Raw genomic sequence first — 17,943 nt, forward strand, 5'->3', positions numbered from 1 at the left:
CAGTATTTTTCACCGATATAAGAGTTTCTGACGTTTTATTTATCGTTCAGTGCTGCCTGTGCTGCTGCCAGTTTTGCAATCGGCACACGGAATGGAGAACAGGACACGTAATCCAGACCGATCTTATGGCAGAACTCTACGGAAGAAGGATCTCCGCCGTGCTCGCCGCAGATGCCTACATGCATGTCCGGACGAACGCTCTTGCCTAACTGAATAGCTGTTTCCATAAGCTTGCCCACACCAACCTGATCCAGTTTTGCAAATGGGTCATTCTCAAAGATCTTGGTGTCATAGTAAGCGTTTAAGAACTTACCGGCATCGTCACGGGAGAAGCCATAAGTCATCTGAGTTAAATCGTTGGTTCCGAAGCAGAAGAATTCTGCATCTTTTGCAATCACGTCAGCGGTGATACAAGCTCTCGGAATCTCAATCATAGTACCTACTTCGTACTTTAAGTCAATTCCTGCTGCTGCGATCTCTGCGTCAGCGGTTTCAACAACGATTTTCTTTACAAATTTCAATTCCTTATCATCACTGATCAGAGGGATCATGATTTCCGGGCAAACCTTCCAGTCTGCGTGTGCCTTCTGTACATTGATAGCAGCACGGATAACTGCCCTTGTCTGCATTCTTGCAATCTCTGGGTAAGTAACCGCCAGACGGCAGCCTCTATGTCCCATCATTGGGTTGAATTCATGTAAGGACGCAATAATGTTCTTGATCTGCTCAACAGTTTTGCCCTGTGTGTCAGCCAGTTTCTTAATATCATCTTCGTCAGTAGGAACGAACTCATGAAGAGGCGGATCTAAGAAGCGAATGGTAACTGGGTTTCCTTCCAGAGCTTCGTAAAGCTTCTCGAAGTCTCCCTGCTGTACCGGAAGAATCTTCTCCAGAGCAGCTTCTCTCTCTTCTACTGTATCAGAGCAGATCATCTCGCGGAATGCATCAATTCTGTCGCCTTCAAAGAACATATGCTCAGTACGGCAAAGGCCGATTCCTTCTGCACCCAGTTCTCTTGCTTTTCTTGCATCTTCCGGAGTATCCGCATTGGTTCTTACTTTCAGTCTTCTATATTTGTCAGTCCATGCCATGATTCTTCCGAATTCTCCTACAATGGCAGCGTCCACAGTCGGGATAATGCCGTCATAGATCTTTCCGGTAGATCCATCTAAGGATAACCAGTCACCTTCATGGTATTCTTTTCCTGACAGAACAAACTTCTTGTTCTCTTCGTCCATGGCAATTTCAGCGCAGCCGGATACACAGCAGGTTCCCATACCGCGGGCAACTACTGCTGCATGAGAGGTCATACCGCCTCTTACAGTCAGGATACCCTGTGCAGCCTTCATTCCCTCGATATCTTCCGGAGAAGTCTCAAGACGAACCAGAACTACCTTCTCGCCTCTTTCATGCCATTCCTTTGCATCGTCAGCTGTAAATACGATCTTACCGCATGCAGCGCCCGGAGAAGCTGCCAGAGCTTTTCCAACCGGCTCTGTGTTCTTTAAAGCTTCTGCATCAAACTGAGGATGAAGTAAGGTGTCCAAGTTTCTCGGATCAATCATCCGGACTGCCTTTTCCTCTGTGATCATACCTTCGTCAACTAAATCGCAGGCAATGGTTAAAGCAGCCTTAGCGGTTCTCTTTCCGTTACGGGTCTGAAGCATGTAAAGCTTTTTATCCTGAATGGTAAACTCCATGTCCTGCATGTCTCTGTAGTGATTTTCCAGAGTGTTGCAAACGCCTAAGAACTGCTCGTATACTTCAGGCATAACTTCTTTTAACTGTTCGATCTTCTGAGGTGTACGGATACCTGCAACTACGTCCTCGCCCTGAGCATTGATCAGGAACTCACCCATAAGGTGCTTCTCGCCGGTTGCCGGATCACGGGTAAACGCAACGCCTGTACCGGAGGTATCGCCCAGGTTTCCAAATGCCATCATCTGTACGTTAACAGCAGTTCCCCAGGAATATGGGATATCGTTGTCGCGGCGGTATACATTGGCTCTTGGGTTGTCCCAGGAACGGAAAACAGCTTTGACAGATTCCATTAACTGAACCTTGGGATCAGATGGGAAATCCTCGCCCAGCTTTGCCTTGTACGCAGCCTTAAACTGGTTTGCAAGCTCCTTTAAATCCTCTGCAGTTAAATCAACATCCTCTGTAATGCCTTTTTCTTCTTTTATCTTGTCAATGAGCTCTTCAAAATACTTCTTGCCCACTTCCATAACTACATCGGAGAACATCTGGATAAATCTTCTGTAACAATCCCAAGCCCAGCGGGGATTGCCTGACTTGGCAGCCAATACTTCCACAACGTCTTCATTCAGACCCAGGTTTAAGATGGTATCCATCATACCAGGCATGGACGCTCTGGAACCGGAACGAACGGAAACCAGAAGAGGATTTTCCTTATCACCGAACTTCATTCCGGTAATTTCTTCCATCTTAGTGATATATTCCATGATCTGTTCCATGATCTCATCGTTAATTACCTTGCCGTCCTCGTAATACTGGGTACAAGCCTCGGTCGTTATAGTAAAGCCCTGGGGAACCGGGAGACCTAAATTAGTCATTTCTGCCAGATTTGCGCCTTTGCCACCTAACAGGTTTTTCATTTCTGCACTGCCTTCAGTAAATAGATAAACCCATTTTTTTGCCATAAGTCAATTTCCTCCTAAAATGTGTTAATTATTCTGCTTTTCCTCCGTTCTGTCTGATGGAAAAGCCCTGCGAATATTATAGCATAATTCAAGTTCTAGTAAAGACCTTTTTTACAATTATTTGTATAAACCTCCTCTTTTTTCCTTACAATTATTTTGAAAGTACTTCCATATTCAGTTATTTTCTCATATGCGATTTTTAATCGTATATACGAATACGATCAGAATTTTTTTTATATCTTTTTAATATAGAAGGAATTCAGAAAATACACTTTTTTTCTTATTTTCTCTGCAAAATTCCTCTGATTATGACAAAATCAGCCATTGACTATTTATTATAATTTGTTCTAAAATTTTATAATATTTTTGTAATATATCACCAGATTTAGATTGTCTATTATCTGAAAATGTGGTACATTAGAGGTATCCAAATAATCAATTCATAACAGGAGGACACGAAAATTATGAAAAAAAGAGCATTGGCACTAGCTATGGCAGTTCTTATGGCCGCATCCTTAAGCGCATGCGGTTCTTCAGGCTCCGGAACCGGAGGCACAGGAACTTCTGCAGCGGAAACTACAGCTTCCTCAGGAGCGGCAGCAGAATCCACTGAAGCCAAATCTGATTCCGCAGGCGGCTATGAGCTGGCCCTTGTTACCGACTTAGGAACCATTGATGACAAATCCTTTAACCAGGGTGCATGGGAAGGCTTGAAAAAGTATGCCGAGGAAAATGGCGTTTCCTACAAGTATTACCAGCCTCAGGAAGGCACCACTGACTCCTACTTAGAGACTATCGGCCTTGCAGTAGAGGGCGGGGCAAAATTAGTGGTATGCCCCGGATTTTTATTTGAAGAGCCCATATTCCTTGCCCAGGATGAGTATAAGGATATTCATTTCATCCTTTTGGATGGAGTTCCCCACAGCGGCGATTACTCTGAACAGAGAACAGAAGCCAATGTTATGCCAATCCTTTTCCAGGAAGATGAACCCGGCTTTTTAGCAGGCTATGCAGCTGTTAAAGACGGAAACACAAAGCTTGGCTTCTTAGGCGGCATGGCTGTTCCGGCTGTTATCCGTTTCGGATACGGATTTGCAGAAGGCGCTGACTACGCAGCAAAAGAGTTGGGCATTGACGGCATTGAAATCATGTATAATTACACCGGCGCATTTGCCGCCACACCAGAGGCACAGTCCATGGCAGCTTCCTGGTATCAGAACGGAACCGAAGTAATCTTCGGCTGCGGCGGAGCCGTAGGAAACTCAGTTATGGCAGCAGCAGAGGAAAAAGGCAAAAAGTTCATCGGCGTTGACGTTGACCAGAGCTTTGAATCTGAAACTGTTATGACCTCCGCTATGAAACAGCTTTCTGTTTCCGTATACGACGGAGTAAAGGCATTCTACGACGGCAATTTCCCAGGCGGCGAGACCAGCATTTTCTCTGCCAAGAACAACGGAATCGGCCTTCCTATGGAAACCTCCAGATTCACTACCTTTACCCAGGAAGACTATGACAAGATTTACGCAGAGTTAAAGGAAGGCAAGATCGAGCTTGTACAGCCTTCCGAGGATAACAACAATCCTACAGTGGACTTAAAACTTGAAAAGACAAAAATTAACTTCGTAGAATAAGAAGAATAAGCAGGAGGGAGATGCCGTTTGATTCACCAGTCAGATCTGGTCTCTTACGGCATCTCCTCTTTTTTTATAAAAACCAGAAAAATGCCAAGGCACATTTAATAAACCGGGCAAAAGTAAGGGGGATTTTATGGACTATATTATTGAGATGCTTCATATCACAAAAGAATTTCCCGGTATCATCGCTAATGACGACATCACTCTCCAGTTAAAAAAGGGGGAAATCCATGCCCTGCTGGGAGAGAACGGCGCCGGAAAATCCACTCTCATGAGCGTCTTATTCGGCCTATATCAGCCGGAAAAAGGTGTTATTAAGGTCAGAAACAAAGAACAAAAGATCACTGGTCCTTTGGATGCCAATGGTCTGGGTATTGGTATGGTTCATCAGCATTTTAAGCTGGTGGAAAATTTCACGGTGCTCCAGAACATCGTTTTGGGCATGGAAACCACAAAGCGGGGATTTTTACAGATGAAAGAAGCCCGCAAAAAGGTGATGGAATTAAGCGAAAAGTATAAATTACTGGTGGACCCCGATGCTCTCATTTCAGACATCACCGTGGGAATGCAGCAAAGGGCCGAGATTTTAAAAATGCTTTACCGTGATAACGAAATCATGATTTTCGATGAACCGACTGCGGTTTTAACTCCCCAGGAAATCGAGGAACTGATGCAGATTATGAAAGACCTTGTTAAAGAAGGAAAATCCATTCTGTTCATCACCCACAAGCTCAATGAAATCAAGGCGGTAGCGGACCGCTGCTCTGTCCTGCGCCGCGGGAAATATATAGGAACCGTTGAAGTGGCAGAGACCACACCTCAGGAAATGTCGGAAATGATGGTAGGACGCAAAGTGAACCTGACCATCGAAAAGAAGCCCTCTGAGCCCAAAGAAGTAGTTCTGGAGGTGAAAGACCTGACTGTGGAAGCCAAAAAGGAAGGCCACACCAAGAAGCTGGTTCAAAACGCTTCCTTCCAGGTGAGGCGGGGAGAAATCGTCTGTATCGCCGGAATCGATGGAAACGGCCAGACCGAGCTGGTACATGCCATCACCGGACTTTCCGATATGAGTGCAGGCACTGTCACCATAAACGGGGAAGATATGACGAAAAGGCCCATCCGTTACCGCAACACCCACGGGCTGTCCCACATCCCGGAGGACCGCCATAAGCACGGCCTTGTGCTGGAATACAACCTGGCCTATAATCTGGTTCTTCAGCAGTATTTTGAAGAAGACTTCCAAAGCAGCCGCTTTTTAAAGAATGACAAGATCTACGAATACGCCGAAAAGCTGATTCAGGACTATGACATCAGAAGCAGTGAAGGGCCCTTTACCATCACCCGCAGCATGTCGGGAGGCAACCAGCAAAAGGCCATCGTGGCAAGGGAAATTTCAAAATCCCCGGACATACTGTTAGCCGTTCAGCCCACCAGAGGCTTGGATGTGGGGGCCATTGAATACATTCACAGACAGCTTGTAAAACAGAGGGATGCAGGGGCCGCCATTCTTTTGGTTTCACTGGAGCTTGACGAGGTTATGAATTTAAGTGACCGGATACTGGTCATGTTTGAAGGAGAAATCGTGGCTGACTTAGATCCAAAAGCCATTACAGTCCAGGAGCTTGGCCTTTATATGGCAGGAGCAAAGAAAGGAGGGAATCAATCATGAAAAAGACAAGAGATTACACAGGCATTCTCTCTTCCGTCTTTGCCATTGTTCTGGGTCTGATCGTAGGTTTGATCATCCTGTTTCTCTCTAATTCCAGACAGGCTATTCCCGGATTTATCACTATTTTAACAGGAGCCTTTACCCATGGAGCCAAGGGCGTGGGACAGGTGTTTTACTATGCCACTCCCATTATTTTAACCGGACTTTCAGTGGGCTTTGCCTTTAAAACAGGGCTTTTTAACATCGGAACTCCGGGACAGTTTATTATGGGCGGCTTCGGCGCCGTTTACGTAGGCATTCTCTGGACCTCTTTGGGCCCGGCCCACTGGGTTACGGCTCTGGTTGCCAGCGCAGTCATGGGTGCAATGTGGGGACTGGTTCCCGGAATTTTAAAGGCTTTCTTTAATGTAAATGAGGTTATTGCCTCCATTATGATGAATTATATCGGCATGTATCTGGTAAACTGGGTGGTAAAAAGCTATAAGCCCCTGTTTAACAACCTGCGCAATGAGTCCCGTAATGTGGCTGCAACGGCTAATATTCCCAAAATGGGTCTGGATAAAATATTTCCCGGCTCCAGTGTCAACGGCGGAATCCTCATTGCAATCTTAGTTGTCCTGGTAATCTGGGTGCTGCTTAATAAGACCACCTTCGGATATGAGCTGAGAGCTGTGGGCTTTAACCGGGATGCCAGCAAATACGCAGGTATCAATGAGAAAAAGAGTATCATCCTGTCCATGATGATCGCAGGAGCCATTGCAGGCCTGGCAGGAGGGCTTTTGTACCTGGCCGGAACCGGAAAGCACATAGAAGTCAAGGATGTTCTGGCATCAGAAGGATTTACCGGAATTTCCGTTGCCCTGTTAGGCTTAAGCAACCCCATTGGCATTCTGTTTTCCGGAATCTTTATCGCATATTTGACAGCCGGAGGCTTTTACTTGCAGTTGTTTGAATTTTCAACGGAAATCATTGATATCATCGTTGCAGTTATCATCTATTTCAGCGCTTTTGCCCTTATGGTCAAGACCTTTATCGCCAAGGTTCAAAAACAGAAAGGAGGAAACAAGTCATGAGTGTCGTTTACTTCATTTTCCAGCAGACCATGTATTTCATGATTCCTCTTATGATTGTGGCCTTAGGTGCCATGTTCTCTGAACGAAGCGGCATTGTCAACATCGCCCTGGAGGGCATTATGACTATGGGCGCTTTTACGGGAATCCTGTTTATTTATTTTACAGGCTCTTCTATGAGAGGACAGACCCAGCTCCTTCTTGCCGTACTGATTTCCATGGGAACAGGAATGGTGTTTTCCTTATTCCATGCTTATGCTTCCATTAACATGAAGTCCAACCAGGTCATCAGCGGTACGGCATTAAATATGTTTGCTCCTGCATTTGCCATTTTTATCGCCAGGGTCATTCAGGGCGTACAGCAGGTGCCTTTCAGCAATACATTCCGTATTGTTTCCGTTCCTGTGCTGGGAAGGATTCCTTTTTTCGGGCCTCTCCTGTTTCAGAACGCTTATATTACCACCTACATCGGCATTGCCATCTTCCTCATTTCAGCCGTGGTTCTTTATAAAACCCGGTTCGGATTGAGACTCCGCTCCTGCGGGGAGCATCCCCAGGCCGCTGATGCAGCGGGAATCAACGTATACCACATGCAGTATGCCGGTGTTATGATTTCAGGGGCTTTAGGCGGGCTTGGAGGGCTGGTTTTTGTAGTTCCCACCTCCACCAACTTTAATGCGGATGTGGCCGGATACGGATTCCTGGCTCTTGCAGTTCTGATCTTCGGCCAGTGGAAGCCGGTAAACATCATGCTGGCCTCTCTGTTCTTCGGACTGATGAAGGCTGTGGCATCGGCCTATTCCGGAATCCCGTTCTTAAGCGCAATCGGCATTCCAAGCTATTTTTACAAGATGGTGCCCTATATCATCACATTGATCGTATTAATCTTCACCTCCAAAAACTCCCAAGCTCCAAAGGCAGAGGGAATCCCTTACGATAAAGGGCAGAGGTAGATGCAAAAAAGCGGTAAAGGCAGAATTTACTTTCTGTCCTTACCGCTTTTTCATATGCTTTTTATGCTTTAGAAACGGAACTTATCCTCAAAATATCTTCTCAGCTCTGCAATGGGAACTCTCACCTGCTCCATGGTGTCACGGTCACGTACGGTCACGGCCAGATCTTCCTCTGAATCAAAGTCATAGGTGATACAGAACGGAGTTCCGATCTCATCCTGTCTTCTGTAACGCTTTCCGATATTGCCTCTGTCATCAAATTCGCAGTTATAGTATTTGCAAAGCTCCTGGTATACCTTTTCTGCCCCTTCATTCAGCTTCTTGGAAAGAGGAAGAACACCGATCTTGACAGGCGCAATGGCAGGATGGAAACGAAGCACAGTACGTACATCTCCTTCTGCAATCTCTTCTTCATCGTATGCGGCGCAGAGGAATGCAAGGGTCACACGGTCTGCTCCCAGAGATGGCTCCACAACATAAGGGATATAACGCTCTTTCTTTTCATCGTCAAAATAGGTCAGATCCTGTCCTGATGTATTCTGGTGCTGGGTTAAGTCATAGTCGGTTCTGTCCGCAATTCCCCACAATTCTCCCCAGCCGAATGGGAAGAGGAATTCAATATCCGTGGTTGCCTTGCTGTAGAAGGAAAGCTCCTCTGCCTCATGGTCTCTGACACGCATTTCTTCTTCCTTGATACCCAGGGTCTTTAACCAGTTGATGCAGAATTCCTTCCAGTATGCAAACCACTCCAGATCAGTATCAGGCTCACAGAAAAATTCCAGCTCCATCTGCTCAAATTCTCTGGTACGGAAAGTAAAGTTTCCGGGAGTGATCTCGTTACGGAAGGATTTTCCTACCTGGCCGATTCCAAACGGAATTTTTTTGCGGGAGGTTCTCTGAACGTTCTTGAAGTTTACAAAAATACCCTGAGCTGTTTCAGGTCTTAAGTATACGGTATTTTTTGCATCCTCAGTAACGCCCTGGAAGGTCTTGAACATCAGGTTAAACTGGCGGATGTCTGTAAAGTCATGCTTTCCGCAGCTTGGGCAGCATATGTTTTTCTCGTCAATGAAGGTTTTCATATCTTCCTGGGACCAGGCGTCTACGGAGCCTTCTATGGCGATCTTATTCTCAGATAAATAGTCTTCAATCAGCTTATCTGCACGGAAACGCTCCTTGCAGGCCTTACAGTCCATCAGAGGATCAGAAAAGCCGCCTAAATGGCCGGAAGCCACCCAGGTCTGGGAATTCATCAGAATAGCGCAGTCCACGCCTACATTGTAAGGACTTTCCTGAATAAATTTCTGCCACCATGCTTTTTTTACGTTATTCTTTAACTCCACACCCAGATTGCCGTAATCCCAGGTATTTGCAAGGCCGCCGTAAATTTCAGAGCCAGGATATACAAATCCTCTTGACTTTGCGAGTCCTACAATCTTTTCCATTGTCTTTTCCATGATCTTAACCTCTCTTTATTTAAATATGATGTAATTTTTTCCCTGCGCTGTCTGAACTGTGTGGCTGTCCTTCACAACTGCCTGATCAGAAACGAATAAAATCCTTTTCTGGGTCTGTATGGTCACAGGCTCCGGACTTTCTACCACAATGGCATAAGCTTCTTTTCTTTTTGACAGGGCTTTTTCATCTGCCGCTTTGTTGTCAGATGCTTTTACTAAAACAACCCCTTCCGACTGGATATCCCCTAAAACAAGACCAAGGGTGGTCACGTCAATGGAATCCACCTGGTTTTCCTTGTCTTCATATTCTGAGGTAAAGCCAACCAGATCCCTTCCTGAGCCATAGGTGAAAACCATCTGGGCCTTTCCTTTTTCCAGAGTGCAGGAATCCAGGGTAACTGCGCCCGGGCTTGCCTCCTCATTGTAAGATGCCGCTGCCTCTTCTAAGTAAAGTTTCAACTCTTCCGGGTTGTAATAGTCCTGGTCATCATAGGCTTCTACGGTTGAGGTCTGAAAGATTCCTTCCGACGTTACAAAGATTCTGCTGCTTTCGCCATTTAAGGCACTGTTTCCGCCTCTTCCCAGACATCCGGTCAGCAATCCGGCAGCAATGAGGGCTGTGAGAACCATTCTTTTCTTTTTCATTCATTTCCCTCCTGAACAACTTGATGAAGCCGCAGTGTGGAGCCAGTGAACCCTTTGGATTCACTGGCTCGCGGGCATTCGCCCTATAAAACAGAATACAAAAAAATTTTCTTACGTGCGAGCACGACGAAAACTTTTTCGTATCCTGTTTTGCACTGCTCATGGCTATCGCGAATATTATACCAAATCCCCACCCTCATTTCAATAGTTTCCCTGTCATGGCTTCTAAAATCTCAAGGGAGTGGAATTGACGGTCAACGAAACGTTTTTTATTGATTTCCACACACCTTCCGAATTCCTCCAATACCGGTTCTGTCAGGGTAAAGGTATAAAGGTGCTCCACTGGGGAGGCAATCACATATTCCCATGTATAGTTGGCGGAATCACTGACAGGGCGGGGAGGCATTTCCGTATATTCCCCTCCAAGCACCATGGCCTTCAGCTCAAAGATTCTCTGAACCAGCTCCTTTTTCAAAGCCGGCTTTAAGAGGGCCCGCATGGATTGGTAGAGGAGCTTTAAAAACTCTGTACTCTCCATGTTTTCCCTGGCATAATAATCAGCCAGCTCCAGGAAATAGGAACCATAGCAGGTACCCTCCATGTCCAAAGCCAGCTCCTCAAAGTAATTGGTGATCTCCGCCGACTTAAGGGTGTAGGCATCCCTTCCTTCGTATAAGGAAAACTGACCGAATACAAAGGGGCGGCTGGCTCCCATCAGAAGACTTCCGGGCCTTCTGGCACCTCTTGCAAAGGCAGTGATCTTGCCCCTCTCCCTGGTGAGAATCACAAGCCGCTTATCTGTTTCCCCCACCGGGGAGACTTTCAAGACCATTCCTGTCAGCTTTTCAACTTCCCTCAATTTCTATCACCGCTTTTAGATATCTTTTTTATTATATCCATAATTTTTCATATACAGCTCACTGTCACGCCATTCCTTGCGTACCTTGACCCAAAGCTGTAAGTTTACTTTTGCATCCATCAGAGCCTCAATTTCTCTCCGGGCCGAGGTTCCGATCTTCTTTAACATGGCTCCGCCTTTTCCAATAACAATTCCCTTATGGGATTCCCGTTCGCAGACAATGTTTGCTTCTATATCTATCATCCCATTGTCCCGTTCTTTCATCTTTTCTACAGTCACCGCTATTCCATGGGGAATTTCATCATTTAAAAGACGAAGGGCCTTTTCCCGGATCAGCTCTGCAGAAATCTGGCGCATGGGCTGGTCTGTTACTGTGTCTTCATCATAATACTGGGGACCCTGAGGAAGATACTTATAAATCAACTCCAGCATCAAATCTGTATTTTTAGCCTTTAAAGCAGAAACCGGCACGATTTCTGCAAACTGGCAGATGTCCTTATAGGTATCGATAAATGTTAATATCTCATCCTGGTTCTTTACTGTGTCAATTTTGTTGATGACCAGAATAATCGGCGTCTTCACTTTGCTTAACTGCTCTGCAATATACTGCTCCCCTGCTCCGATATAAGTGGTAGGTTCCACCAGCCACAAGACCACATCCACTTCTTTTAAGGTGTGCTCCGCCACGCTGACCATATATTCGCCCAGCTTGTTCTTCGCCTTGTGGATTCCGGGGGTATCCAGAAATATGATCTGCCCTCTTTCATCGGTATACACAGTCTGAATCCGGTTTCTGGTGGTCTGAGGCTTATCAGAGGTTATGGCAATCTTCTGGCCGATCAGACAGTTCATCAAGGTAGACTTTCCCACATTGGGGCGTCCGATCAGGGTAACAAAGCCTGATTTATAATTGTTTTCCATATAGGTTCTCCTTCGTGTTATAAATGGAACAGATTCTTGGTCTCTCCAAACAGTTCCTTTTCTGCTCCTATCTTATCTTCATTGCCCACCACGCAGAAGCTTCCTGTACCCAGAACTGCTTTCACCAGTGGAGCCAGTTTCCGGATGTCCTCCTGAGAGGCATTTAACACCTCTTCCCGCTCTTTTATCATCATATCCCGGTCAACGCCTGACAGATAAGCGGAAAGGCCCCTGCTGCCCTTTGTGGACGGCGGGTAGGGCACATCCATATCGCTGATGGCGCCGATGACATATTTGGTCATATCCCGGTCCTCCACCTGGAAGCTTTCCAGATAATCCACCACCTGATCGTAAACCCGGTTGGTCTCTTTCAAATTAGGATCGCGGTAAGAGGCAAAATACCCTTCTCCGGAACGTCCGAAGCCGCTCATACAGCCGTAAGCACCGCCCTTGACCCTTAAATTGAGCCACAGATAATCGTAGCTTAATATTACCTTTAAGATTTTAAGAGCTCCTGTATATTCAAAGCCGCTCTTTGTAAAACTGCCGCATCTTGCCACATAGTTGACCTGGGAAGCGGTACAGAAACCTTCATTCCGGTTTTCCGGGGAAAATTCAAAGGGATGCTTCTTTCCGTCTCCTTCAGGAAGTTCAGCCGTCAGCTTCTTTACTGCATCAGGAAGAAGCTCATATCCCGCCTCATCAGACGTATAGCTGACCATCATGTTTTTGGTGGTAAACAGCTTTTCCACAACAGCTTTCAGCCTGGCAATGATCTTCTGTTTGTTTTCCGGATACTCTGTTTCCAGCTTTTCTAAAAATTCATAATATCCGATTCCTCCGGTCATATCGTTAAAATAAGAGTTAGGAGAAAAATAGGAAACTGCCCTGGTCACTGCCGCTGAATGACTGGAGCCCTCAAGCCTCATTCTGGCTCTGGACCGGGTCTCGCTGATCACCTCTGCCACACGTTTTTCATCGTCCAGAATGGATCTGGTCAAAATTTCAGACAGGATGGAAAAGCCGAAGTCCACCTTGTCATACAGCACTCTGACACTTGCCAGGAAAAATCCCTTAAACTCGCCCTCATTCCTTAAATCAGGATAAGAGGTGACGCTGAAGCTGACGCCTCCGCTGTTTAAATGAATTTCACTGGTCAGGTCACTATAAGTGAAATGCTCCGTATTGACATAGCCAAGCAGAGATTTTAAAAATCCTGCATAGGGGATATCTTCCATGGGCAGGACGGAAATATCAAATAAAACCTTCAGATATCCGATCCCCGAGGTAAACATATTGTGATGGAGAACAGGAATGCCGTGAGCTTCCTTTTTCTCCCATATAATTTCCTCAGGCTCCCTGCTGATATCTTCTCTTTTAAGCATAGGAATCTTTTCCATATCTGCCTGCGGAGACGGAGTTTCCTGGTATTCCTTTAAGGCTTTGGTCTGCTCTGCCAAAGTTTTGATCTCTTCTTCGGAAAGGGATTTCTTATAAGCTGCCAGTTTCTTTGCAACCTCTTCCTCTACCTTTGCTGTCAGGTTCTTCTTCGGGCTGACGGTGATAACGGCCTCAAAAGGATTATCCAGAAGATAATCCCGGATCAACTGTTCAAAATACCCTTCATCCACCACTTTTTTCAAATAGTCAAAGGTTTCCTGGTATTCCAGATGCATCATAGGATCTCCGCCGTAAAGCCAGCTGTCCATACACTGAAGTCCGTACATCAGCCCCTTTGGCGCAGAGCCGTAATCCGCCTCTCTGTAACGGAATTCATAATAGTTCATTCCTGCTTTCAGGCTTTTCTTGTTGATTCCCTCGTCTGCCAGTTTTCTTAAAACTCCCTTTACAACCGCAAGGAACTCGCCCTTCTGGTCCTTTTCTGCATTTTTTGCAATGACGGAAAAGTAAGGCTGTAAAATACCGCTTTCATATCCGCCCAGCACATCCTGGCCGATTCCCGCATCAATGAGAGCCTGCTTCAAAGGCGCTCCCGGCGCATCCAAAAGGGTGTATTCCAGAATCTGGAATGCCACGTATAGCCTTGGGTCCAAATCCGAATCCACCACCGTATGAATGGATAGGTAGGTGGCGTGGTCTTCTGACTGTCCCTCTGTAATAGAATAGGAGGTTTCCTCTGTAACGGGATTTTCAAAAGGCTTCTGCCTGCCAATGGCGGAAGTCAACGCAATTTCCTCATAATGGCTCAAATACTCTTTATCAAGCCATGTCAGTTTTTCCTCCATATCCATATCCCCGTAGAGATAAATATAACTGTTGGAAGGATGGTAATACTTCTTATGGAAATTCAGAAAATCCTCGTAGGTCAAATCCGGAATAAAGGCAGGATCTCCTCCTGATTCATGTCCATAGCAGTTATCCGGGAATAAAACCTTTCTGGTACAGCGGTCTAATACCTCTTCCGGAGAGGAAAAAGCCCCCTTCATCTCATTATATACCACACCATTGTAAATCAGATCAGATTCAGGAGTTTCCAGCTCATAATGCCAGCCCTCCTGCATAAAAATCTTAGGCTCCCGGTAAATATTGGGATGAAGCACCGCATCCATATACACATTCATTAAATTCTGAAAATCTTTTTCATTGCAGCTTGCCACCGGATAAACGGTTTTATCGGGATAGGTCATTGCATTTAAAAAAGTATTTAAAGACCCCTTTACCAACTCCACAAACGGATCCTTGATGGGAAACTTCTCCGAGCCGCACAAAACGCTGTGCTCCAGAATATGAGCCACACCTGTGCTGTCTGCCGGAGGGGTGCGAAACCCAATGGAAAATACTTTGTTTTCATCTTCACAGGATATGATAAAAATCCTGGCTCCGCTCTTTTTGTGGCGGAGCACACATCCGTCTCCGTTGATTTCTTTGATTCTTTTTTCTTCCACAACCTCATAGGCTGCAAGATTTTTTAATTGATTCATCCTATATGATTTCCTCCTGCTGATTGTTAGGTATTATTTACATATTACCCACTAATTTGTCTTTTAATATAGCCGCGCACTCTCTTATGCAAAAGTGAACGAAAAGAATGGGGTCTGAGCTGCAGGCAATGCCGGAAGCATCTGGAATTCCCCATTTTTTTGCAATCTGCTGTGCACGGAACACATGAAAATCGCTGGTCAGAATGCCAATCCTCACCGGCTTATCAGGCACCTCGGCAAAGGTCCCCGGTTCCATGAAAATAGGATTTCTCCTGCGGTGCTCTTTCCGCTTCTCCAAGTCCTCTTCAATGGCCACCCTGCTGTAAGCAATATTTTCAACCGTACTGGTGGAACGGGTCTCTAAAACCAACTGTTCCTCCCTGATTCCGTTATATACCAGATAATCCCTCATAGCTGATGCTTCGCTGACAGGCTCATCAGCTCCCTGGCCTCCTGAAAGAACCAGAATCACATCAGGATTTTCTTCCACATACTCAATGGCCTTATCCAGGCGGTTTTTTAAGGATTTGCTCAGTCCTGTTTCCTTCACCCTGGCTCCCAGCACAATAACATAGTCCAGATTGGCGGCATCCCGGGCCGTCACTCCCGTAAAGATCAGAACTTCCACCGTCACAAATACCAGAATCCCGGTACAGCACATGGTAATAACCGATACCGGAAGCCATAGAGGAACCCTGTCCTTATGCCTCATATAGGCTTCCCAGCCCACTGCCAAAGCCATGCTAAGAGCCGCAAATACAAGCCATATGAAGGACATGGTGGTGGTCAGGCCCGAATATGCTGTGATCACAGCATAATAAATAACGCAGATGACAGCAGCCAGCCATAATATCCATGTCATATTCCATCCTCCGTTTTGCACGTTCTAAACCCGGAAAGCTTCCGGGTATAACCTTTTATAGCATACCACAATATGGCAATTTCTACAACATGGAGTAACATAAGAGAAAAAAGGGCTGCTGCAAAAAGAAAATCAGTATCTGATCTGCTTTTTACAACAGCCTTTTGCCTTAACGATTTTTAAGCCTGAATCTTCTCACTTCCTCCTTCAGAATCTGGGACTGTGCGGCCAGTTCCTCACCGGCAGCCGAGCTTTCCTCGGCAGTGGCTGCATTAGTCTGCACCACGGAGGACACTTGTGACAGCCCCATATTGATCTGGTCTATGGCCTCTGCCTGCTGGAAGGAAGCCTGCCTGATCTCGCCGATCATCTGATCCGCCAGTCTGGATTTTTCTGAAACATCAGCTAAAATCTTTGATGTTTCATCCGCCAGCCGTTCCCCTTCAGACACGGAGGCTGTGGATTTTTGGATTAAATCAGCGGTCTGCTTGGCAGCTTCCGCAGACTTTGCTGCAAGAGATCTCACTTCATCTGCCACCACTGCAAAGCCCTTTCCTGCCTCTCCTGCCCGGGCTGCCTCTACAGCCGCATTTAAAGCCAGAATATTGGTCTGGAAGGCAATGTCCTCCACAAGCTTTGTGATTTTTGATATCTCCTGAGAGGATTCTCCGATTTCCTTCATGGCCTGGTTAAGACGCTCCATGAATTCATTGCCCGCCGATACACCTTTTCCGGCCTCTTCCACATATTCCATAGCCTTGGTAACGCTCCCGGCATTCTCCTCTGACTGCCGGGATATGTTGGCAACAGAGGCGCTTAATTCTTCCATGGTTGCCGCCTGCTCTGAGGCACCTGCTGCAAGGGCCTGGGCTCCGTCGGAAACCTGGGCAGCCCCGGTATTCACCTGATCGGAAGATACCCGGATGGCAGATAAGGTGGCTGTCATGGACTCCCGGATATGCTCCAGGGAGGTCTTTAGCTTTTCAAATTCTCCCACATAATGAAGGTGGAGCTCATAATCCAGATTTCCAACTGAAATCTGATTCAAAACACCGGAAAGCTCATCGATGTAATCCACGTAATCGTGAAGCCGCTCCGTGGTCCTTTTGACGGAGTCAAAGACTACCCCGATTTCATTTTTCAGCCTGTGCTCGATGTTGACGGAAAGATCGCCGTCTGCAATGCTCCTCGTCACATCTGCAAGGTGTTTTAAGGGCCTGACAACCCGTTTATGTATGGAGTAAGTAAGGATTATGCTGACCAACAGGGCCAGGACAATACAGAGAATGACCAGGGCCTCAGCCAGCGCATCCACGCTTCCGAATAAATGGTCTTCCGTTCCAGCAAATGCCAGAATCCAGCCGGATTCCGGAACCTGGGTATACCACACCAGATATTTCTGTCCGTTTTCTTCAAAGGTTCCTCTTCCGCTTTTATTGGCAAGGATGGTATTTCCAAGGGCAGCCAGGGACCCGTTGCCCTCCTGGGTGATGTTTACTTTAAGAAGCTTGGAGCTGTCGTCATCTGCGATATACGTTCCGCTGGTATCCAGAAGAAAAACCTGTTCCTCTTCTTGGGACTGCAGACCGAGAATCATCTTCTGCATATCTGTCAAATCAATGTCAGCCGTGGCAACTCCCTTAAACTTTCCGGAATTATCATAAAAGGGGGAGGAGGCCGTTACCATGGAAATCTTGGCAAATTCATCGTAGTAGGGAGCGCTCCAGACGGTTTTCTCAGCGGTGTTTACCACATTGGTGTACCAGTCCTGGTCCGTATAATAAACTCCGTCTCCCAGAGAATAGTTGTCCACGTAGCTGATACTTCCGTTTTCCCGCATACAGTAGGGAGAAAAATACTGCTCCCTGGGATTGTGGGCATAGGGCTCAAACCACACGCCGCCTCCAAAGGTTTCATCATTTGATCCTACCATGGAAGGAAGAAGCTTGCGGTAGTTTGCTGCATCCATGTCCTCATTGGCCTCCACTGCCCGCGCCAGCCCTTCTGCAACCATACGGTTCTGGGAAAGAGATTTTTCAATGACTGCCACAGCGGAAGAAAGATTCAGTTCCATCTCTCTGTCGGTTTTGTCCTGGATGACCTGTCTGGCGGTATTGTAGCCTAAAAATGACAGAAGAACCATTCCGGCCAGCACAATGGGAAGCAGAACCCGCAAAACCTGGTAACGAATTGACTTCACTCCTGAAACACGATCCTTTTCGATTCTCTTCATATGTATTCCCCTTTTTCATGATGTTTTTTCACAAT

12 protein-coding genes are annotated in these 17,943 nt (G+C 46.3%); 4 read left to right on the forward strand and 8 right to left on the reverse strand.

The window, feature by feature from the left end; all coding sequences use genetic code 11:
• Positions 1 to 35 precede the first annotated feature (35 nt).
• Complete coding sequence (gene ppdK / locus V7M78_RS12985) at positions 36 to 2,663, reverse strand: pyruvate, phosphate dikinase (RefSeq protein ID WP_333650181.1); 2,628 nt, start codon at positions 2,661 to 2,663, stop codon at positions 36 to 38.
• Positions 2,664 to 3,154: 491 nt separating this feature from the next.
• Between ppdK and V7M78_RS12990 the strand changes: the two genes are divergently transcribed.
• From V7M78_RS12990 to V7M78_RS13005, 4 genes are all read left to right on the forward strand, one after another.
• On the forward strand, positions 3,155 to 4,294 hold the full coding sequence (locus tag V7M78_RS12990; RefSeq protein ID WP_442914656.1) for a BMP family lipoprotein: 1,140 nt from the start codon (positions 3,155 to 3,157) through the stop codon (positions 4,292 to 4,294).
• Positions 4,295 to 4,430: 136 nt separating this feature from the next.
• Positions 4,431 to 5,966 (forward strand): ABC transporter ATP-binding protein, encoded by a 1,536-nt coding sequence (locus V7M78_RS12995; protein WP_333650185.1) that lies wholly within the window; start codon positions 4,431 to 4,433, stop codon positions 5,964 to 5,966.
• The gene (locus tag V7M78_RS13000; protein ID WP_333650187.1) at positions 5,963 to 7,039 is read left to right on the forward strand and encodes an ABC transporter permease; all 1,077 of its coding nucleotides are present in this window, start codon (positions 5,963 to 5,965) and stop codon (positions 7,037 to 7,039) included. The genes V7M78_RS12995 and V7M78_RS13000 overlap by 4 nt, the downstream gene beginning before the upstream one ends.
• Positions 7,036 to 7,989, forward strand: a complete 954-nt coding sequence (locus V7M78_RS13005) for an ABC transporter permease (protein ID WP_333650189.1) — start codon at positions 7,036 to 7,038, stop codon at positions 7,987 to 7,989. The genes V7M78_RS13000 and V7M78_RS13005 overlap by 4 nt, the downstream gene beginning before the upstream one ends.
• A 68-nt stretch (positions 7,990 to 8,057) precedes the next feature.
• Here V7M78_RS13005 and V7M78_RS13010 read toward each other — a convergent pair whose 3' ends face one another.
• The 7 genes from V7M78_RS13010 to V7M78_RS13040 all read right to left on the reverse strand — a co-directional run bounded on the left by V7M78_RS13010 (position 8,058) and on the right by V7M78_RS13040 (position 17,908).
• Positions 8,058 to 9,446: a glycine--tRNA ligase gene (locus V7M78_RS13010; protein WP_333650191.1), complete on the reverse strand. Its 1,389-nt coding sequence runs from the start codon at positions 9,444 to 9,446 to the stop codon at positions 8,058 to 8,060.
• A gap of 15 nt (positions 9,447 to 9,461) precedes the next feature.
• Positions 9,462 to 10,091 (reverse strand): hypothetical protein, encoded by a 630-nt coding sequence (locus V7M78_RS13015; RefSeq protein WP_333650193.1) that lies wholly within the window; start codon positions 10,089 to 10,091, stop codon positions 9,462 to 9,464.
• A gap of 196 nt (positions 10,092 to 10,287) precedes the next feature.
• Positions 10,288 to 10,950 (reverse strand): DNA repair protein RecO, encoded by a 663-nt coding sequence (gene recO, locus V7M78_RS13020; protein ID WP_333650195.1) that lies wholly within the window; start codon positions 10,948 to 10,950, stop codon positions 10,288 to 10,290.
• A 15-nt stretch (positions 10,951 to 10,965) separates the two neighbouring features.
• Positions 10,966 to 11,871, reverse strand: coding sequence for a GTPase Era (gene era, locus V7M78_RS13025; RefSeq protein WP_333650197.1), 906 nt, complete (start codon positions 11,869 to 11,871; stop codon positions 10,966 to 10,968).
• A 17-nt stretch (positions 11,872 to 11,888) separates the two neighbouring features.
• Positions 11,889 to 14,813, reverse strand: coding sequence for an insulinase family protein (locus V7M78_RS13030; RefSeq protein WP_333650199.1), 2,925 nt, complete (start codon positions 14,811 to 14,813; stop codon positions 11,889 to 11,891).
• Positions 14,814 to 14,850: 37 nt separating this feature from the next.
• Positions 14,851 to 15,675 (reverse strand): YdcF family protein, encoded by an 825-nt coding sequence (locus V7M78_RS13035; protein WP_333650201.1) that lies wholly within the window; start codon positions 15,673 to 15,675, stop codon positions 14,851 to 14,853.
• A gap of 169 nt (positions 15,676 to 15,844) precedes the next feature.
• Positions 15,845 to 17,908, reverse strand: a complete 2,064-nt coding sequence (locus V7M78_RS13040) for a methyl-accepting chemotaxis protein (RefSeq protein WP_333650203.1) — start codon at positions 17,906 to 17,908, stop codon at positions 15,845 to 15,847.
• Positions 17,909 to 17,943: the final 35 nt, after the last annotated feature.

Origin of the sequence: Lacrimispora sp. (assembly GCF_036758025.1) — a bacterium.
GTDB lineage: Bacteria > Bacillota > Clostridia > Lachnospirales > Lachnospiraceae > Lacrimispora.